Genomic DNA, 15,679 nt, shown 5'->3' with positions numbered 1-15,679 from the left:
CCATTTTATTCTTCTGTCGTTGAAAAAAGAAGAGAGAGATGTTCCGGATTTTCATAATCCTTGCTGTATCCGTCATCATGATAATATTCATAAGATGCCATCTCATTTTGCACAAATTTCAAAAGCTCCAGATGCTCAAAATCAATGTCCTGCGTACACTGTGCCGGTTTTGCCAGCGGAATCAGCGTATCCGGACGCATGAAAAATACAACATCTGTCAGTTCCACATCGATGTACTGATGTCCTGCCGGACGGATCTCTGTCTCCATCGTTCCGTCCTCCTTAAAGCGTACCATCTTCATCGTCTCAGGCAGGTAAACATAACGCCCTCTCGCGTTCTGCTCATAGACCGGGGCAAGCATCAGCTCATTGCCAAGAAGCAGCTGATCCTCCACCTGAGCGGCATACTTATCGTCCGGATAATCAAAGGCCAGCGGGCGGAACATCATTTCGCCGCGGAGCGCCGCTTTCATATATTCACTGTAAAGATACGGGATAAGCCGGTATCTCAGTCCGATCACATGCCGGAATCCTGCTGTATTTCCAAACCGGTAGACTTCCTGCTCCCTTGTTCCCGCGGCGGAATGGTTCCGCATGAGCGGCGTGAAAATGCCGAACTCCAGCCAGCGCATCAGAAGTTCCTCTGTCGTATCTGCGCCGAATCCGCCCAGATCCGCTCCTGTATAGAGGAAACCGCACATATTCAAAGACGGCATCATCTTGATATTTAAAAGCAGGTGGGACCACCAGGACTTGTTGTCACCCTGCCAGATTCCGCCATACCGGTGCATACCGATATAGGAAGAACGAGAAAACATGAGAATTCTCTTGTCCGGTTCCAGACGTTCAAACGCTTCTCCTGCCGCCTTTGTCATATTGTATCCAAACAGGTTGTGCACCCGGTCATGGCGCACCCGGACACCGTCCATATCATGGTAAAATGCTTTATAGTCTTCCGGATTGTTGGAAAGGCCTCCCACAAGCCCCTGGAATTCACAGAAACTGTCCAGATCCAGATTTTTCCCTTTATAGGTGTCGATTTTTTCCATGACCGCCTTCAGGCTGTCCTCCGTATAAAAGATGGACGGCTCATTCATGTCGTTCCAGAAGCCCTCGATCCCCTGATCCAGAAGAAAACGGTACTGATCTCCAAACCAGTTCCGCGCCTCGGTATTGAGCATATCCGGGAATAAGGCTCTGCCCGGCCAGACTGCTGCCACAAACGGAGTCCCGTCTTCTTTTTTGCAGAAGTATCCCTTCTCGATTCCCTCTTCATATACCGGATATCCCTTTTCTTCCTTCACGCCGGCATCGATAATCGGTACCAGGTGAATGTTTTCCTTCTTCATTTCTTCTACAAAGTCCGGAAAATCCGGAAATGTTTCCTGATTGAGGGTAAAATCCTTATACCGCTCCATATAATCGATATCCAGATATACGCTGTCCAGCGGAATCTGAAGATCCCGGTACGCTTTCACCACTTCCCGGACATCATCCTCACTCCGGTATCCCCAGCGGCTCTGTCCATATCCAAATGCCCACAGCGGCGGAATATAACTGCGTCCGATCATTTTCCGGAACTGCTTTACAATATCTTTCACATCCATGCCTGTAATCACGTAAACATCCAGATTCCAGTCCGATGCCTGAATTTTCAGTTCCTCCATCTTCGTATATCCAATATCAAAACTTACAATTCCCGGATAGTCCACGAAAACGCCAAACGTCTCCGAACCGTCCACTACAAAAAAGTTATGGGCAGCATAAAGAGAACGCTTTTCTTCCATATGATTCGGGTCATCCGTACATTTGCTTTCATAGATCCATCCACGCTTGTTGATTCCGCGCAGATTTTCCCCCAGTCCGTATACCCGGTCGTGTTCCGCCATCCGGTATGTCAAAGTCATCTGTTCTTCATCTACCACAAAAAAAGGAAGCGCTCCCGCCTCGATCTCTGGCTTTTCCGGCACCGCACCGGTTTCAATGCAACTTCCATATGTATATCTGCTGATCATACTCTTTCTTCCTTTCTTCTCATAATTGCATACTCCTATCTAATCACTGTTTTTTCCTGTTGTCAAACGAAACCTGAAAAAAAATTCAAACTGTATATATCTAATATTGACAGTAGTGTCAGTTCGTGCTAGACTGTACTTATCGAACAAGTACAGTATTAACAAAAAAGGAGTAAGCTTATGAACAACGAATATATTTCCTTTCACCATCTATCCAAAAAGTTTCAGAATGACCTCGTTCTGAAAGATATCAGCGCCGTCCTTCACCGAGGCGAAATTCTCGGTTTTCTTGGCCCTAGCGGTGCTGGGAAGACCACAACCATCAAAATCCTGACCGGACAGCTTCTCCCTACTTCCGGGGAAGCCAAAGTGCTTGGAAAACGTTGTCAGGACATTGATGAGTCCATCTATGAACAGATCGGAATTGTTACGGATCAAAGCGGAATCTATGAGCGGCTGTCCGTCTATGACAATCTGAAATATTTTGCAAGGCTTCTGAATGTACCGCTCAAGGATATTGGCCCTCTTCTGAGGCGGATCGGGCTGTATGATCACCGGAAGAAACCTGCCGGCAGGCTTTCCAAAGGCCAGACACAGCGCCTCATCCTTGCACGGGCCATCCTTCACCGCCCCAAAGTACTCTTTCTGGATGAGCCGACCAGCGGACTGGACCCGACGACCGCTCTGGAAATCCACCGGATGCTTCTTGAGTTGAAAGAATCCGGTATGGCCATTTTCCTGACCACTCACAATATGGAAGAGGCCTCCAAACTCTGCGACCACGTTGCCCTGCTAAACGAAGGCACCATCGTAGAGTACGGCACACCGGAATCCATCTGCCTGAAATATAATACCCTCAAGAGGTACCGGGTCCGTTTACAGGACGGAAGCCGGCATGAGCTGGAACAAAGTGAAGAAACCAGCCGGAAACTCGCCGGCTGGATTTCGCAGAACGTGATTGAGACGATTCACTCCTGCGAACCTACACTGGAAACTGTATTTTTAACTGTGACAGGGAGGACATTATCATGAAAACCATTCATCTTAGAAAACTGACCGCAATTATGGAAGTAAAAGGCCGCACACTTTTCAGCAAAAACCTGATTATCATGCCGGCATTTTCTCTGGCCTTTACCTATCTGATCAAAATGATATACGGAAATATGGACATCGGCGTTGACACAAGCGGCTATGCACTGTCCATGGGTGTACTGATGAATATCTGTATGACCGGCATCTACTGCGTTGCCGCTCTGCTTGCCGAAGAGAAAGAAAAACATACACTCCGCACCCTGATGACCTCCTCCGTAAACGGACTGGAATTTTCCATCGGAAGTCTTCTACCGTCACTGGCTCTGCTTATCATCGTCAATGTGCTTTGTGTCTTCCTTTCCGGAATGACCTTTGACGCTTCCGAATGGATGGCTTTCCTGGCTGTTTCGACAGCTGCTTCTATGATCAGCTGTATCATCGGCATGATTTTCGGAATCTTTGCACCAAACCAGATGACCGCCGGCACCATCACCACTCCGGTTCTGATTGTACTGATGCTCATCCCGATGCTCTCCGGTCTGAACGAAACGATCGAACGGATTTCCGGCTTTCTGTTTACCGGAACGCTTAACACGGCCATCACCAATCTGGATCTCGGAGCGTCTGTGATCGATACGAAAGGAATTCTGGTACTTGTCCTGGAGGCCCTGCTTTCCATCCTGCTGTTTCTCATCCTTTACCGGAAAAACGGCTTTGAGTCAAATTGATTTTGACTCCTGCCTTTTTATCAGGTAAACTGTACAAAGACAGTGAAACAGATGGAAAGAAAGGTGATTATGTGGAGATCATACTGAGCAGCTCCAGCGACAAACCAATATATGAACAGATTACATCTCAGATCAAGGAGATGATTATGAAAGGCGAGCTGAAACCCGGCGAGGCTATGCCCTCCATGCGCAAGCTCGCCAAAAGCCTGCACGTCAGCGTCATCACGACGCAGCGTGCTTACGACGATCTGCAAAGAGACGGATTTATCATCACAGTTCCTGCAAAGGGGACTTTTGTATCAACCCAGAATCAGGATTTCATCCGTGAAGAAAATCTGCGCAGAATCGAAGAGCTCCTGACGGACGCCGCCACCCTCGGAAGAGAGAACGGACTTTCCCTCGAGGAGCTTCAGACTACACTTGAACTTGTTTACAAGGAGGACTAATCCCATGCAGCAAGCACTGGTAATTGAAAATCTGACAAAACGCTATAAAGACTTTACCCTGGACCATATCTCCTTTTCTCTTCCTCAGGGTACGATTCTCGGTATCATCGGTGAAAATGGTTCCGGAAAATCAACTCTGATCAATGCACTCCTCGGCCTCATCCCAGCTGATTACAGCCGGCTGGAGCTGCTGGGAAAAGACATCGCCGCACATCCGAATCTGATCAAGCAGGATCTGGCCGTCATTTTTGATGATGCAGGGTATGATGAAAACTTTACCCCTCTTCAGATCGGGAAGTTTCTTTCTCATGTATATAAAAACTGGGATGCGGACAGTTACCGTTCCTATCTGAAACGCTTCGATCTTCCCGCAAAGAAACGCCTGAAAACATTTTCCAGGGGAATGAAAACCAAGCTGGAGTTTGCCATCGCGTTCAGTCATTCTCCCAAATTTCTGATCATGGATGAAGCGACCAACGGCCTGGATCCGGTATTCCGGGATGAAATCCTCGACCTTCTCCGGGAATTCAGCGAGGAAGAAAATCATACGGTCCTGATCGCCTCCCATATTACAAGCGACCTGGACAAAATCGCCGACTATGTGGCCTATATTCATCATGGCAGGCTGCTCTTTTTCCAGTCCTATGATGAGCTTCAGAATGAGTACGGCATTATCAACTGCAAAAAATCCTTTCTCGATAACCTGAATCCGGAAGACGTTGTCTATTACCGGAAAGAGGACTACAGTTACCGTGTCCTTGTCAAAAACAGATACGGTCTCAAACAGATTTTCCAGGATGTGGAAATCCATTCTGCCGATCTGGAGGAAATCATGCTATTTTACGCAAAGGGGGAGAAACTGGAATGAAAGGAATTATATTAAAAGATTTTTATGAGAGCATTATCATACGTAAGAACCTGCTGAACTGGATTTTTGCCACGGTCATGATCGTGGCACTGACCCTCGTATTCCAGACCAGATATGTATTTGTTCTTTTCTGCGGCATGGCGATTCCGATTCTTGGCACTTCCATGCTTCAGTTTTCCATGGAGCAGGATGAGATCGCACACTTTTATAAATTACAGCGTACATTTCCGCTGACTGTGAGGCAGATTGTTCTTGCCAAATATATCCTGGCACTGCTCTGTACAGGATTTTTCCTGCTGGTCTCCCTTGGATTTTCACTGATTTATATTTCTGTCTACAAGGTGGCCTCTTTTACAGAAGGGATGCAGATCTGTGCCATGGGAATCCCGCTTTCCCTCACCTTTATGGCAGTTACCTACTTTGGTTATTTTCTCTTTGGCGCCAAGCTCGGAACAATCCTGTATGTCATTGTCACCTGTATTACCGCAATGACATATGCCATGTCGGCATTAAATTTCAACATTCTGGACCTGTTATTCCTCAACAGAACCCTGTTGTTTGTGATCGGGCTTCTGATTTCCATTGTTCTTCTGGTCATCAGCTTCTTCTTATCCGTCCATTTCTATGAAAGAAAACTGAAATAAGACACTATTGCAAGAGGCACAGGATCTGACATCCTGTGCCTCAATTTGTCTTTTCAGAATCTTAATGAAAATCTTATTCTTCCGGAACTACGATCAGATCTTTTGTGAAGTGGTTCAGTACTTCGCATCCGTCCTCTGTTACGATAACAAGGTCTTCGATACGAACACCGATTCCTTCGTCCATCAGGTAGATACCCGGTTCGATGGAGAATACCTGTCCAACCTGGATGATGTCTTCGTTTACAGAAGAAACATCGCCGTATTCATGGTCTTCCATACCGATGGAATGTCCTGTTCTGTGTGTGAAGTATTCGCCATATCCTTTTTCTGTGATGTAGTTACGGCAGGCAAGGTCAACGTCACACATTCTTGCGCCTGGTTTTACAGCATCGATACCTCTCTGCTGAGCTTCTTTTACGATCTCGTATACTTCTCTTGCTTTGTCAGATACTTCTCCGATGAAGACTGTTCTTGTCATATCTGAGCAATAGTCATTTAAGATACCGCCGATATCAAGTACAACGCTGTCTCCACGTTTTCCTTTTGTATCATCTGTTACATGATGCGGATCTGCACCGGATTTTCCGTATGCTGTGATCGGGTCAAAGGAAACTCCTGAATGACCTGTAGCCGCATACATTTCGCGAACTTTTGCGTTCAGTTCGTTTTCTGTGTATCCTTTTACTACAAGCGGAATCAGCTCTTCCATAATCTTGTCGTTTGCAAGGGAAGCTTCTCTCATCAGCTGCTGCTCATGCTCGTCTTTTACCATTCTTACATAGTCAACGATCATAGAACCGTTAAGGAATTTGCTTCCTGCGCCTAATTCCTGAAGTCTGAGAAGGAATCTTGCCGGCCATACTTTATCAATTCCGATCGGTTTGTCTTTTTCAACAAACTGGCTTAAGATTTCAACTGCATCCTCTACATCATCATACCAAACAAGCTCAACACCAAGATCTTTTTCCTGTGGGAATAACTTATTAATTACAAGTTTGTGGTTTCCGTTTACATTCAGGTAAAGAGCTAACATTCTTTCGCCCGGATGAATCCACTTACCTGTTAAGTAATAAATTGTCGGAGGATCGGAAATGATCATCTGCGGCATTCCCTGCTCTTCCATCTTTGTTAAGATTCTTCCTAATTTTGCTTGATCCATTGCTAATACCCCACTTTCAATATGTTTTTATCTAGCTGATATTATTATAATCTTGTCATATATAAAAGTCAATCATGGGGATATCCTGAAAGCACTTTCAGAACACCAAAAGCGTTACTCTTTAAAGAGCTCCACTCCGTTTGTCCGGATCACATTCTGGTACCAGTAAAAGCTGTCTTTTTTATAGCGGTTCAGGGTACCGCCTTCCTCTTCTTCCCGATCTACATAGACAAATCCGTAGCGTTTCTGGTAGCCGTTCAGCCAGCTTAAGAGGTCGGTGAAGGACCAGGTGCAGTACGCAAGAACCTGACATCCCTCTTCAATCGCTTCTCCCAGCGCCTTGATATGTTCTTTCAGATAGCAGATCCGGTACTCATCGTGAATCTCATTTTTTTCCGTTTTCTTGTCAAATGCGCCTAGTCCGTTTTCGGAAATGATAATCGGAAGTCCATAACGGCTTGTAATCTCACGGCAGCAGAACCACAGTCCGGACGGATCAATGCTCCAGTCCCAGTCGGTTGTCAGAAGATATGGATTTGCCGGATTCTTATAGATTCCCTGAATTCCCACTTCCTGAGCAGAGCCTTTGACACCGCTTGTATTCATCGTTCCATACGGTGTTACCCCATCTATCGGATTGTATTCGCAGACACAGCTCTGATAGTAATTTACGCCCATAAAGGTGATCTCTTTGGCCGCCTTTCTTAAGATCTCCTCATCGCCTTCAGCCATGTCCGGTGCGAATCCTTTCTTTCTTAAATAAGTAAGAGCTGCAATCGGATAACGTCCATATGCATAAACATCCATCCACCAGTAATTTTTCAGATCATCGTAATTTGCTTTTGCCATGGCATTGATGGGTTTACAGTCCAGCGCATAGGACGGGGTGTATGCAAAACTTGCACCGATCTCGCCTTTTCCGCCCATCTCCCGGTAGGCAAGCACAGTTTTTGCATGAGCCATGAAAGCATGGTGATTCACCTGATAAAACATTTTCTGGTCATCAAATTTTCCAGGCGGATGCTGTGCAGTGAGCCATCCAAGGGAAGTGAAAATATTCTGCTCATTCAGTGTAATCCAGTATTTCACTTTATCTCCAAATCGTGTGAACAGTGTCTTTGCATAATTGACAAAGTCATCGATAATCTGCGGGCTTTCCCATCCCTGATAAGCGTCCACAAGTGCCTGAGGAAGATCCCAGTGGTAGATCGTCACCATTGGTTCGATCCGGTATTTCAGACATTCATCAATGATATTCTGGTAAAAGGCAACGCCTTCCTCATTAACTTCCCCTTTTCCTTCCGGGTAGATTCTTGCCCAGGAGATGGAAAAGCGGTAGGTCTTCAGTCCCATTTCTGCCATCAATGCAATATCCTCTTTGTATCTGTGATAATGATCAACCGCCACATCGCCTGTCGTCGCTTTAAATGTCTTTCCAGGAATACGTACGAATGTATCCCAGTTTGTTACGCCTTTGCCGCCTTCCTGCCAGCCGCCTTCAATCTGGTATGCGGCAGATGCGCTGCCCCATAAAAATCCTTCCGGAAATCCGGCTGCTTTCATCTGTTCCATTGCCTTTCCTCCTGCTTTCTTTTCTTATTTAATTACTAAAATCTCATCCAGTTCTTTCACCGGCCCGGTCACGTCAGCCTCCACGTCTTTGAATTTATCTGTGTTGGAGACGATGATCGGAGTCGTAATGTCATATCCTGCCTTGACAATTTCATCTTTGTCAAATTCCAGAATCACTTCTCCTTTTTTCACCTTGTCTCCGGATGACTTTTTCGGGTAGAAATATTTCCCTTCCAGATTTACAGTATCCATTCCAACGTGAATCAGAAGTTCTACCCCGTCTTCACTTGTCATTCCAACCGCATGTCCAGTCTCAAACATCACGTCAATCCGGCCGTCGAACGGCGCTCTCACTTCTCCTTTTTCCGGGATCACCGCTGTTCCTTTTCCGAGGATTCCCTGTGAAAATGTCGCATCTTTTACCTCTTCCAGTGGAATACATTCTCCCTGCATCGGGCTGGATACGTGAATTTCTTCTCCTTCTTCAAGGAGTTTCTCTTCCAGTGCTTCTTCTTTTACATCCGCTTCCATTGTCACTTCATCCAGATCATCGTCCTCATCCACAATATCCTCAAATCCGATAATCATTGTTGCAATAAATGTCACTACAACTGTCAGGAGAATCGTAAGTGCTGCGATCAGAAGGCTGGATGCCCGGTCTTCCTCTACATACTGTACAATCGTTACAATCGCCGGTGTTGCAATACCAAAGCATTTCATCTGGAAGAATCCGCCGAACAGTCCTCCTACAGCCGCTCCAATACATGCGCCAAGCATCGGCCGTTTCAGACGAAGTGTTACACCGTAAAGAGCAGGCTCCGTAATTCCGGCAAACAGTGCGGAAAATGCGGAAGAACCGGCAATCTGTTTGAAATCTTTGTTTTTACTTTTGATGGATACTGCAAGCGCCGCCGCACCCTGTGCCATGTTGGAGCAGAGTTCTCCGATACAGATAAAGTTTTCATATCCTGTTGTCGCGATCATTCCAAGCTTGATCGGTGTAAATGCATGGTGCATTCCTGCCATCACGACAAACGGATAGATACCGGCTACAATACCGATTGCGATAAATCCAAGCTTGTCGTGAACAAAGTATACCGCGTCAGACAATACATTTCCGAAAATAGCCCCAAGAGGTCCTAACACGATCAGTGCAATCGGTGCTTCAATCAGTACGACCAGCATCGGTTTTAAGAAGTTCTTTGTCACCACAGGAGTAATCTTGTCTACCAGTTTTTCCACATATTTCAGCGACCACACCGCAAGGATAATCGGAATAACCGAGTAGGAATAAGATGCATACGTTACCGGGATGAATCCCAGAAATTTTACTATTTCGCCTGCTTCATTTGCCTCGCTCATCAGAGAAATAAAATTCGGATGCAGCATAATCAGTGCGATACTTGCCGCATAATACATATTGGTGCCGAATTTCTTGGATGCGGAAATCGCAATCAGCACCGGCATAAAGAAGAATGCACCGTCACCCATTACACTTAACAGATTGTAGGTATCTCCTTCAGTACTCAGCACTCCAATCATCGGAAGGAGCGTTAAAAGTACCTTGATCATTGCCGCGCCGATGATGGCCGGAATAACCGGAGCCATAATGCCGGAAATCGTATCCATCAGCATGGAAACCACATTCTTTTTCTCTTTCTTCTCCGGCGCCTTTTTCGGAGCCTCACTTGAGAAATTGCCAAGCTTATTGAGTTCTGCATATACATTGGCTACATCATTTCCAATAATGATCTGATACTGGCCCGCCTTCTTCATGACGCCCATAACGCCTTTTGTCTTTTTTACCGCCTCATCATCTACGATGGACTCATCTTTCAGTGTGAATCGAAGTCTTGTCATACAATGTACAAGACTGATTACATTTTCTTTTCCCCCTACACGCTGCAGGATTTTTTTGGCTACACTTGCGTAATCCATGTCTTCACCTCTTCATAAAATATTTATTTCTCCGGCATTTCCCGGAAAACACAAAGACCTGACCACAAAAGCACGTACATTCCCGGGATGTACGCTCTTTTTGCGGTCAGGTCTTGCTTAACTGAATAATAACAAACCTGTGAACTACTCTTGTTGTTCATCCAATATTCTTTTTATATGAATCAGCAGATACAGCTCTTCGTCAATACTAAGCCTGTACCCGTACTGCTTTTCGATAAACTGTGCCACTTTTTCCACGCCGGTATATGCCCGGCTGTTCTGCACTACCATGGCACGGTAGATTTCCTCCATGCTGTCCTTATACACTTCGCCGTCCATAACCCGGGCGGAAAAGAACTTCAAATGTGTCAGAAATCTCTGATAGGATACGGAATCCTCATCGAAATCAATTTTAAAATGCATTTTTACAATCTTGATAATTGCATTGATCAGTTCCGTAATCTTCTGAACATCCGAAACTTCACTTGTCTCAAACTCGGAAGATACAATATGCATGGCGATAAACCCTGCCTCATCTTCTCCAAGATCAATCCCTGTCTTTTTCTCAATCCATTCAATTGCCTGACAGCCGATCCGGTACTCCTGAGGATAAAACTTTCTGATCTCATGACGCATCATGTTTTTCAGGCTGATCCCGTTCTGATAACGCTCGACTGCGGAATTGATATGATCAGTCAGCGTTACATACAAAGTATCCCGGACTTTCAATCCCGCATTTCTCGCCGAAACCACGACTTTCCCGGCCGTCTCCAGATACTTCTCTGAAATCTCCCGAACCACCTGCTGAAGCCGGTGATTATCTTCTTCACTTTGCAGGCAGTAAATCTTCTCTACAAGAGATTTATCCAGTTCCTCGCCTTTTTTCTTTTTAAATCCAATACCGGCACCGGTGATGATGATTTCCTTTCCCTGCCGGTCTGTCGATACGACCGCGTTCGTGTTTAGAACTCTGACAATTTTCACTTGCTCTCATCCCTTCCGGTAAGCGGCGAAACAGCGAAGTACTTTGATGCAAAATAAAAAACTGCCTACAATACCAGTCCATCAGTATTATAAACAGTCTTGCTTACCATTACGTAATAACAAACTTCATTTACGCATCTATATTATCAGCTTCAGCTTCATTTGTCCACTATAAATTTTCTTTTCATCATTTATCATAATTTTATTTCTTTATTTTTAGGCAAAACATCCAAAATTGTCCCCCTACTTCTATTATCGATTTTCTCTATCCTTCTTATAGTCTGTTTCTATTTTCAATCTTTTTGGATTTTTCCTATAATATCTAGTATAATTATAATTGACAACCAAGGAGGAACCAAAATGCCAGAATTTTCTTTACCGGAAAACTTTGAAACTTACCCCGAAGCCCGCAAGAAGGCATTTATCACCATGAAAGAACTAAAAGAGCAGGGCCGCCGGATCGTCGGGGTCTTCTGTACCTATACCCCGTGGGAACTGATCCTTGCCGCGGATGCCGTTGCCGTTGTTCTGTGCGGAATCGGAGACGACAACATCCCTGCTGCCGAGCTCCGGCTTCCGAAAAACCTCTGTCCGCTCATCAAGGCCAGCTATGGTGCCGCTGTGACCGACCGGTGCCCGTTCTTTTATTTTTCGGATATGGTTCTGGCCGAAACAACCTGTGACGGGAAGAAAAAGATGTACGAGCTGATGGGCGAGCTGAAACACTGCCACATCATGCAGCTTCCGCCCGGAAAGACCGGACGGGGTGCGCTGGAATTCTGGAAACAGGAAGTCATCAGCGTAAAGGAAGATCTGGAACAGTTTTACGGCATTACCATTACAGAAGATAAAATCCGGGATGCCATCAAGCTCCGGAACCGGGAACGCAAAGCTGTCCTTGACTTCTTCGAGGTGGCACGGCTGAAACCATCCCCGATCAGCGGCTATGAAATCAATACCGTGATTTCTTCCAACGAATTTTCACCGGATCTGGAAGAAAAAATCGCATTTCTCAACCAACGTACCGCCGAATTAAAAGATCTTTATGAACGTGAATATAAAGGAAAGCCGTCCCGGCCGCGTGTCCTCATTACCGGATGTCCGACAAACGGCGTCATGGACAAGATCGTGAAACGGATTGAGGAGCTTGGAGCCGACGTTGTCGGATTTGAAAACTGCTGCGGCCCTCGTGAAAAGAAAGATCCTATTGATGAAGAAAAGGATCCGATCACTGCGATTGCAGAGAAATATCTCCGCGTCAACTGCTCCGTCATGAGTCCGAACCCTGGCCGTCTCGAAGCTCTGGATGTGCAGATCGATGAATACCAGGTGGACGGTGTCGTGGAAGTGCTGCTTCAGGCATGCCACACCTTTGCTATCGAATCCGATGCGGTCAAGAAATTTGTCACACAGAAGAAGCATATTCCATATATTGCCATTAACACCGACTATTCCCCGTCGGATCAGGCACAGATCGATACAAGACTCGGCGCTTTTGTCGAACTGTTACAGTAACGATTGACACCATTTGCTTTAACAAGAAAAGAGGAAAAACATTATGAAACTGCTTGCACTTGACATGGACGGAACCTGTCTGAATTCCTACAGTAAAATCAGCAAAAAGACAATGGATGCGTTATACCTTGCCCGGACATCGGGGATTGAGATTGTCCCTACTACCGGACGCGCGCTCTCCTGTATTCCGCATCAGCTCAGGAAAACGGGCCTGTTCCGCTATGTCATCTCCTCCAACGGCGCTGTTGCCGTAGATCTGAAAGAACGAAAGACTCTCTTCCGTGCTCTCATGCCTTACGAAGCAGCGGCGACAATTATTGAATCCTGCCAGGGGCCGGATCTGAAAATGGCGGCACATATCCGCCATGATTATCTATTGCAGGGTCAGCTTCTGCCTTTCTTCGGACATCTGATCTATGGCCGTGACGCCTCCCAGGCAAAGGCGGTGCCGGATCTTGCAGAATTTATCCGAAGCCGGCACGCGGACGTGGAGGAGCTGCAGTTTTTCCTTCTCACCAAAAAAGCCAGGGAACGTACCAGACGCATCGTGTCTGAGTTCCCTGAGCTTTCTTCTGCCCGCACATCGTATTATGCGGAAATTTATTCCTCCAATGCCACCAAGGGCACTGCCCTTTCAGCCGTGGCAGACTATCTTTCTGTCTCAAAGGACGAGATTGCCTGCATCGGTGACGGTGAAAATGATATCACCATGTTTCAGGCATCCGGACTGCGCTTTGCGATGGGGAATGCCGTACCGGCCTTAAGATCCATGGCCGATGTTGTTGTTTCCTCCAACAACCACGACGGTGTTGCCGAGGCTGTGCGTTCCCTGCTTACAGCTTTTTTATGAACAGTGCCCGGATCGCATTCAGCACTGCAAGAATCATAACCCCGACATCCGCAAAAATAGCCAGCCACATATTTGCGATTCCTACCGCTCCCAGAAGCAGGCAGATCAGCTTAATACCGATGGCAAATACAATATTCTGGTAAACAATCCGCAGGCATTTCCGGGATATCCGGATCGCCTTTGCAATCTTCATCGGATCATCATCCATCAGCACTACATCCGCCGCCTCGATCGCTGCATCCGATCCCATGGCTCCCATGGCGATTCCGATATCCGCACGTCCCAGAACCGGGGCGTCATTGATTCCGTCGCCCACAAATGCCAATGCCGATTTTTCCGGTTTTTCCTTTAAAAGCTTTTCCACTATTTTTACCTTATCCGCAGGAAGCAGTTCACTGTAAACCATATCGATTCCAAGCTCTGCAGCCACTTTATCCGCCACTTTTGCAGCATCTCCGGTCAGCATCACTGTTTTTGTGACCCCTGCTTTTTTCAATGTCTGTACAGCCTCTTTGGCATGCGGCTTCACAATATCCGAAATCACGATATGACCTGCATACGCGCCGTCTACCGCCATATGGATAATCGTTCCGGCCAGATGGCAGTTCTGATAAGGAATTCCCAGATGCTCCATGAGCTTGTCATTTCCCGCCGCCACTTCCACACCGTCCACACGGGCCGTCACACCGTTTCCACTGATCTCCTGAATGCCCTCTACTCGGGACCGGTCGATCGGTTTCCCGTAAGCATTCTGCAGACTCCTGCTGATCGGGTGGGAAGACGCACTCTCCGCAAGAGCCGCATATTCGAGCAGTTTTTCCTCCTCCATGGAATTGTGATGAATGGCATTGACTTCAAAGACACCTTTCGTCAGTGTCCCGGTCTTGTCAAAGACCACGGTCTTTGTCCGGGAAAGTGTTTCCAGATAATTGGAACCCTTTACGAGAACCCCTGCATTACCTGCCCCTCCGATTCCTGCGAAGAAGCTAAGTGGAATACTGATCACAAGGGCACACGGACAGCTGATGACGAGGAAGGTAAGCGCCCGGTAGATCCAGGTTCCCCAGTCCGCCGGAAGCCCCATGAAAAGCATCCGGACAAGCGGCGGCAGGAACGCAAGTGCCAGTGCCGCATAGCAGACCGCAGGCGTATAGACCCGGGCAAATCTGGAGATAAAATCTTCCGAACGGGATTTCCGGGAACTTGCATTCTCCACCAGATCCAGAATCTTCGATACCGTAGACTCTCCAAATTCTTTTGTGGTCCGGATTTTCAGAACGCCTGTCATGTTAATACATCCACTGATAATCTCATCCCCTGCTTTCGCATCTTTTGGAAGACTTTCTCCTGTCAGCGCACTGGTATTTAAAGTGGAGTTCCCCTCTACAATAATACCGTCAAGGGGTACCTTTTCTCCAGGCTGAACTACAATCGTACTTCCAATTTCTACATCATACGGATCTACTTTTTCCAGTTTTCCGTCTCTTTCCATATTGGCGTAATCCGGACGGATATCCATCAGCTCGCTGATATTGCGCCGGCTCTTTCCAACCGCATAGCTCTGGAACCACTCTCCGATCTGGTAAAAGAGCATGACGGCGATTGCCTCCGTATAATCTCCGCTCCTTTCATAAAGTGCCAGAGCAATGGCTCCGATCGTTGCCACTGCCATCAGGAAACACTCGTCAAACACCTGGCCGTTCCGGATCCCTTTGAATGCCTTCAGTAAAATATCATAACCGATCACGAGATACGGGATCAAGTACAGTACAAACCGGAGCCAGCCTTCTGCCGGGACAAAATTCAGTCCGACAAGAAGCAGGGCCGCAATCAAAATCCGCACCAGCATGATTTTCTGTTTTTTTGTCATAGTAATTCCCTTCTTTCATTTTTATATATGCTCATATATTCATATATTATTCTTAAGA

Annotated in this window: 13 protein-coding genes; 7 read left to right on the top strand and 6 right to left on the bottom strand. The window is 46.5% G+C overall.

The genetic code is table 11. The annotated features are described in order from the left end of the window. Positions 1-5: 5 nt before the first annotated feature. Entirely contained in the window at positions 6-2,015 is a 2,010-nt protein-coding gene (locus tag B5E64_RS01750) for a TIM-barrel domain-containing protein (protein WP_087166794.1), read from the bottom strand. 180 nt (positions 2,016-2,195) lie between these two features. Between B5E64_RS01750 and B5E64_RS01745 the strand changes: the two genes are divergently transcribed. From B5E64_RS01745 to B5E64_RS01725, 5 genes are all read left to right on the top strand, one after another. Then, on the top strand, positions 2,196-3,047 hold the full coding sequence (locus B5E64_RS01745; protein ID WP_087166793.1) for an ABC transporter ATP-binding protein: 852 nt from the start codon (positions 2,196-2,198) through the stop codon (positions 3,045-3,047). Beyond that, a complete protein-coding gene (locus tag B5E64_RS01740; protein WP_242958913.1) occupies positions 3,044-3,775 on the top strand; it encodes an ABC transporter permease in 732 nt (243 codons plus the stop codon). The genes B5E64_RS01745 and B5E64_RS01740 overlap by 4 nt, the downstream gene beginning before the upstream one ends. Before the next feature lie 71 nt (positions 3,776-3,846). Beyond that, a complete protein-coding gene (locus B5E64_RS01735) occupies positions 3,847-4,221 on the top strand; it encodes a GntR family transcriptional regulator (RefSeq protein ID WP_087166930.1) in 375 nt (124 codons plus the stop codon). 4 nt (positions 4,222-4,225) lie between these two features. After that, complete coding sequence (locus B5E64_RS01730; protein WP_087166791.1) at positions 4,226-5,089, top strand: ABC transporter ATP-binding protein; 864 nt, start codon at positions 4,226-4,228, stop codon at positions 5,087-5,089. Beyond that, positions 5,086-5,733, top strand: a complete 648-nt coding sequence (locus B5E64_RS01725; protein WP_087166790.1) for an ABC-2 transporter permease — start codon at positions 5,086-5,088, stop codon at positions 5,731-5,733. Before B5E64_RS01730 ends, B5E64_RS01725 begins: the two co-directional genes overlap by 4 nt. A 73-nt stretch (positions 5,734-5,806) precedes the next feature. On the opposite strand, the gene B5E64_RS01720 is transcribed toward B5E64_RS01725, so the two are convergent. The 4 genes from B5E64_RS01720 to B5E64_RS01705 form a co-directional block, all read right to left on the bottom strand. Further along, complete coding sequence (locus B5E64_RS01720; RefSeq protein ID WP_087166789.1) at positions 5,807-6,892, bottom strand: Xaa-Pro peptidase family protein; 1,086 nt, start codon at positions 6,890-6,892, stop codon at positions 5,807-5,809. Between the two features lie 114 nt (positions 6,893-7,006). After that, a complete protein-coding gene (locus B5E64_RS01715) occupies positions 7,007-8,464 on the bottom strand; it encodes a glycoside hydrolase family 1 protein (protein WP_087166788.1) in 1,458 nt (485 codons plus the stop codon). A gap of 24 nt (positions 8,465-8,488) precedes the next feature. Further along, entirely contained in the window at positions 8,489-10,402 is a 1,914-nt protein-coding gene (locus B5E64_RS01710) for a beta-glucoside-specific PTS transporter subunit IIABC (RefSeq protein ID WP_087166787.1), read from the bottom strand. 144 nt (positions 10,403-10,546) lie between these two features. Beyond that, positions 10,547-11,386 carry a PRD domain-containing protein gene (locus B5E64_RS01705; RefSeq protein WP_087166786.1) on the bottom strand — a complete coding sequence of 280 codons (840 nt, stop codon included), beginning with the start codon at positions 11,384-11,386 and terminating at the stop codon, positions 10,547-10,549. 360 nt (positions 11,387-11,746) lie between these two features. On the opposite strand from B5E64_RS01705, the gene B5E64_RS01700 reads away from it, so the two are divergent. Both B5E64_RS01700 and B5E64_RS01695 read left to right on the top strand, forming a co-directional pair. After that, on the top strand, positions 11,747-12,901 hold the full coding sequence (locus B5E64_RS01700; protein ID WP_087166785.1) for a double-cubane-cluster-containing anaerobic reductase: 1,155 nt from the start codon (positions 11,747-11,749) through the stop codon (positions 12,899-12,901). Between the two features lie 43 nt (positions 12,902-12,944). After that, the gene (locus tag B5E64_RS01695) at positions 12,945-13,751 is read left to right on the top strand and encodes a Cof-type HAD-IIB family hydrolase (protein WP_207753120.1); all 807 of its coding nucleotides are present in this window, start codon (positions 12,945-12,947) and stop codon (positions 13,749-13,751) included. On the opposite strand, the gene B5E64_RS01690 is transcribed toward B5E64_RS01695, so the two are convergent. After that, positions 13,735-15,621: a heavy metal translocating P-type ATPase gene (locus tag B5E64_RS01690; RefSeq protein ID WP_087166783.1), complete on the bottom strand. Its 1,887-nt coding sequence runs from the start codon at positions 15,619-15,621 to the stop codon at positions 13,735-13,737. The genes B5E64_RS01695 and B5E64_RS01690 overlap by 17 nt on opposite strands. Between the last annotated feature and the right edge of the window lie 58 nt (positions 15,622-15,679).

Source organism: Drancourtella sp. An12 (genome assembly GCF_002160935.1).
In the GTDB taxonomy this organism is placed as follows: domain Bacteria; phylum Bacillota; class Clostridia; order Lachnospirales; family Lachnospiraceae; genus Sellimonas; species Sellimonas catena.
Note: the sequence above shows the minus strand (reverse complement) of the source record. Positions and strands in the feature narration are given on the sequence as shown.

Excerpts from the sequence above, each read along its gene's own strand:
- B5E64_RS01710 (WP_087166787.1), bottom strand. The coding sequence starts at position 10,402 with ATGGATTACGCAAGTGTAGCCAAAAAAATCCTGCAGCGTGTAGGGGGA.
- B5E64_RS01690 (WP_087166783.1), bottom strand. The coding sequence starts at position 15,621 with ATGACAAAAAAACAGAAAATCATGCTGGTGCGGATTTTGATTGCGGCC.
- B5E64_RS01695 (WP_207753120.1), top strand. The coding sequence starts at position 12,945 with ATGAAACTGCTTGCACTTGACATGGACGGAACCTGTCTGAATTCCTAC.
- B5E64_RS01725 (WP_087166790.1), top strand. The coding sequence starts at position 5,086 with ATGAAAGGAATTATATTAAAAGATTTTTATGAGAGCATTATCATACGT.
- B5E64_RS01750 (WP_087166794.1), bottom strand. The coding sequence starts at position 2,015 with ATGATCAGCAGATATACATATGGAAGTTGCATTGAAACCGGTGCGGTG.
- B5E64_RS01700 (WP_087166785.1), top strand. The coding sequence starts at position 11,747 with ATGCCAGAATTTTCTTTACCGGAAAACTTTGAAACTTACCCCGAAGCC.
- B5E64_RS01720 (WP_087166789.1), bottom strand. The coding sequence starts at position 6,892 with ATGGATCAAGCAAAATTAGGAAGAATCTTAACAAAGATGGAAGAGCAG.
- B5E64_RS01715 (WP_087166788.1), bottom strand. The coding sequence starts at position 8,464 with ATGGAACAGATGAAAGCAGCCGGATTTCCGGAAGGATTTTTATGGGGC.
- B5E64_RS01740 (WP_242958913.1), top strand. The coding sequence starts at position 3,044 with ATGAAAACCATTCATCTTAGAAAACTGACCGCAATTATGGAAGTAAAA.
- B5E64_RS01730 (WP_087166791.1), top strand. The coding sequence starts at position 4,226 with ATGCAGCAAGCACTGGTAATTGAAAATCTGACAAAACGCTATAAAGAC.
- B5E64_RS01745 (WP_087166793.1), top strand. The coding sequence starts at position 2,196 with ATGAACAACGAATATATTTCCTTTCACCATCTATCCAAAAAGTTTCAG.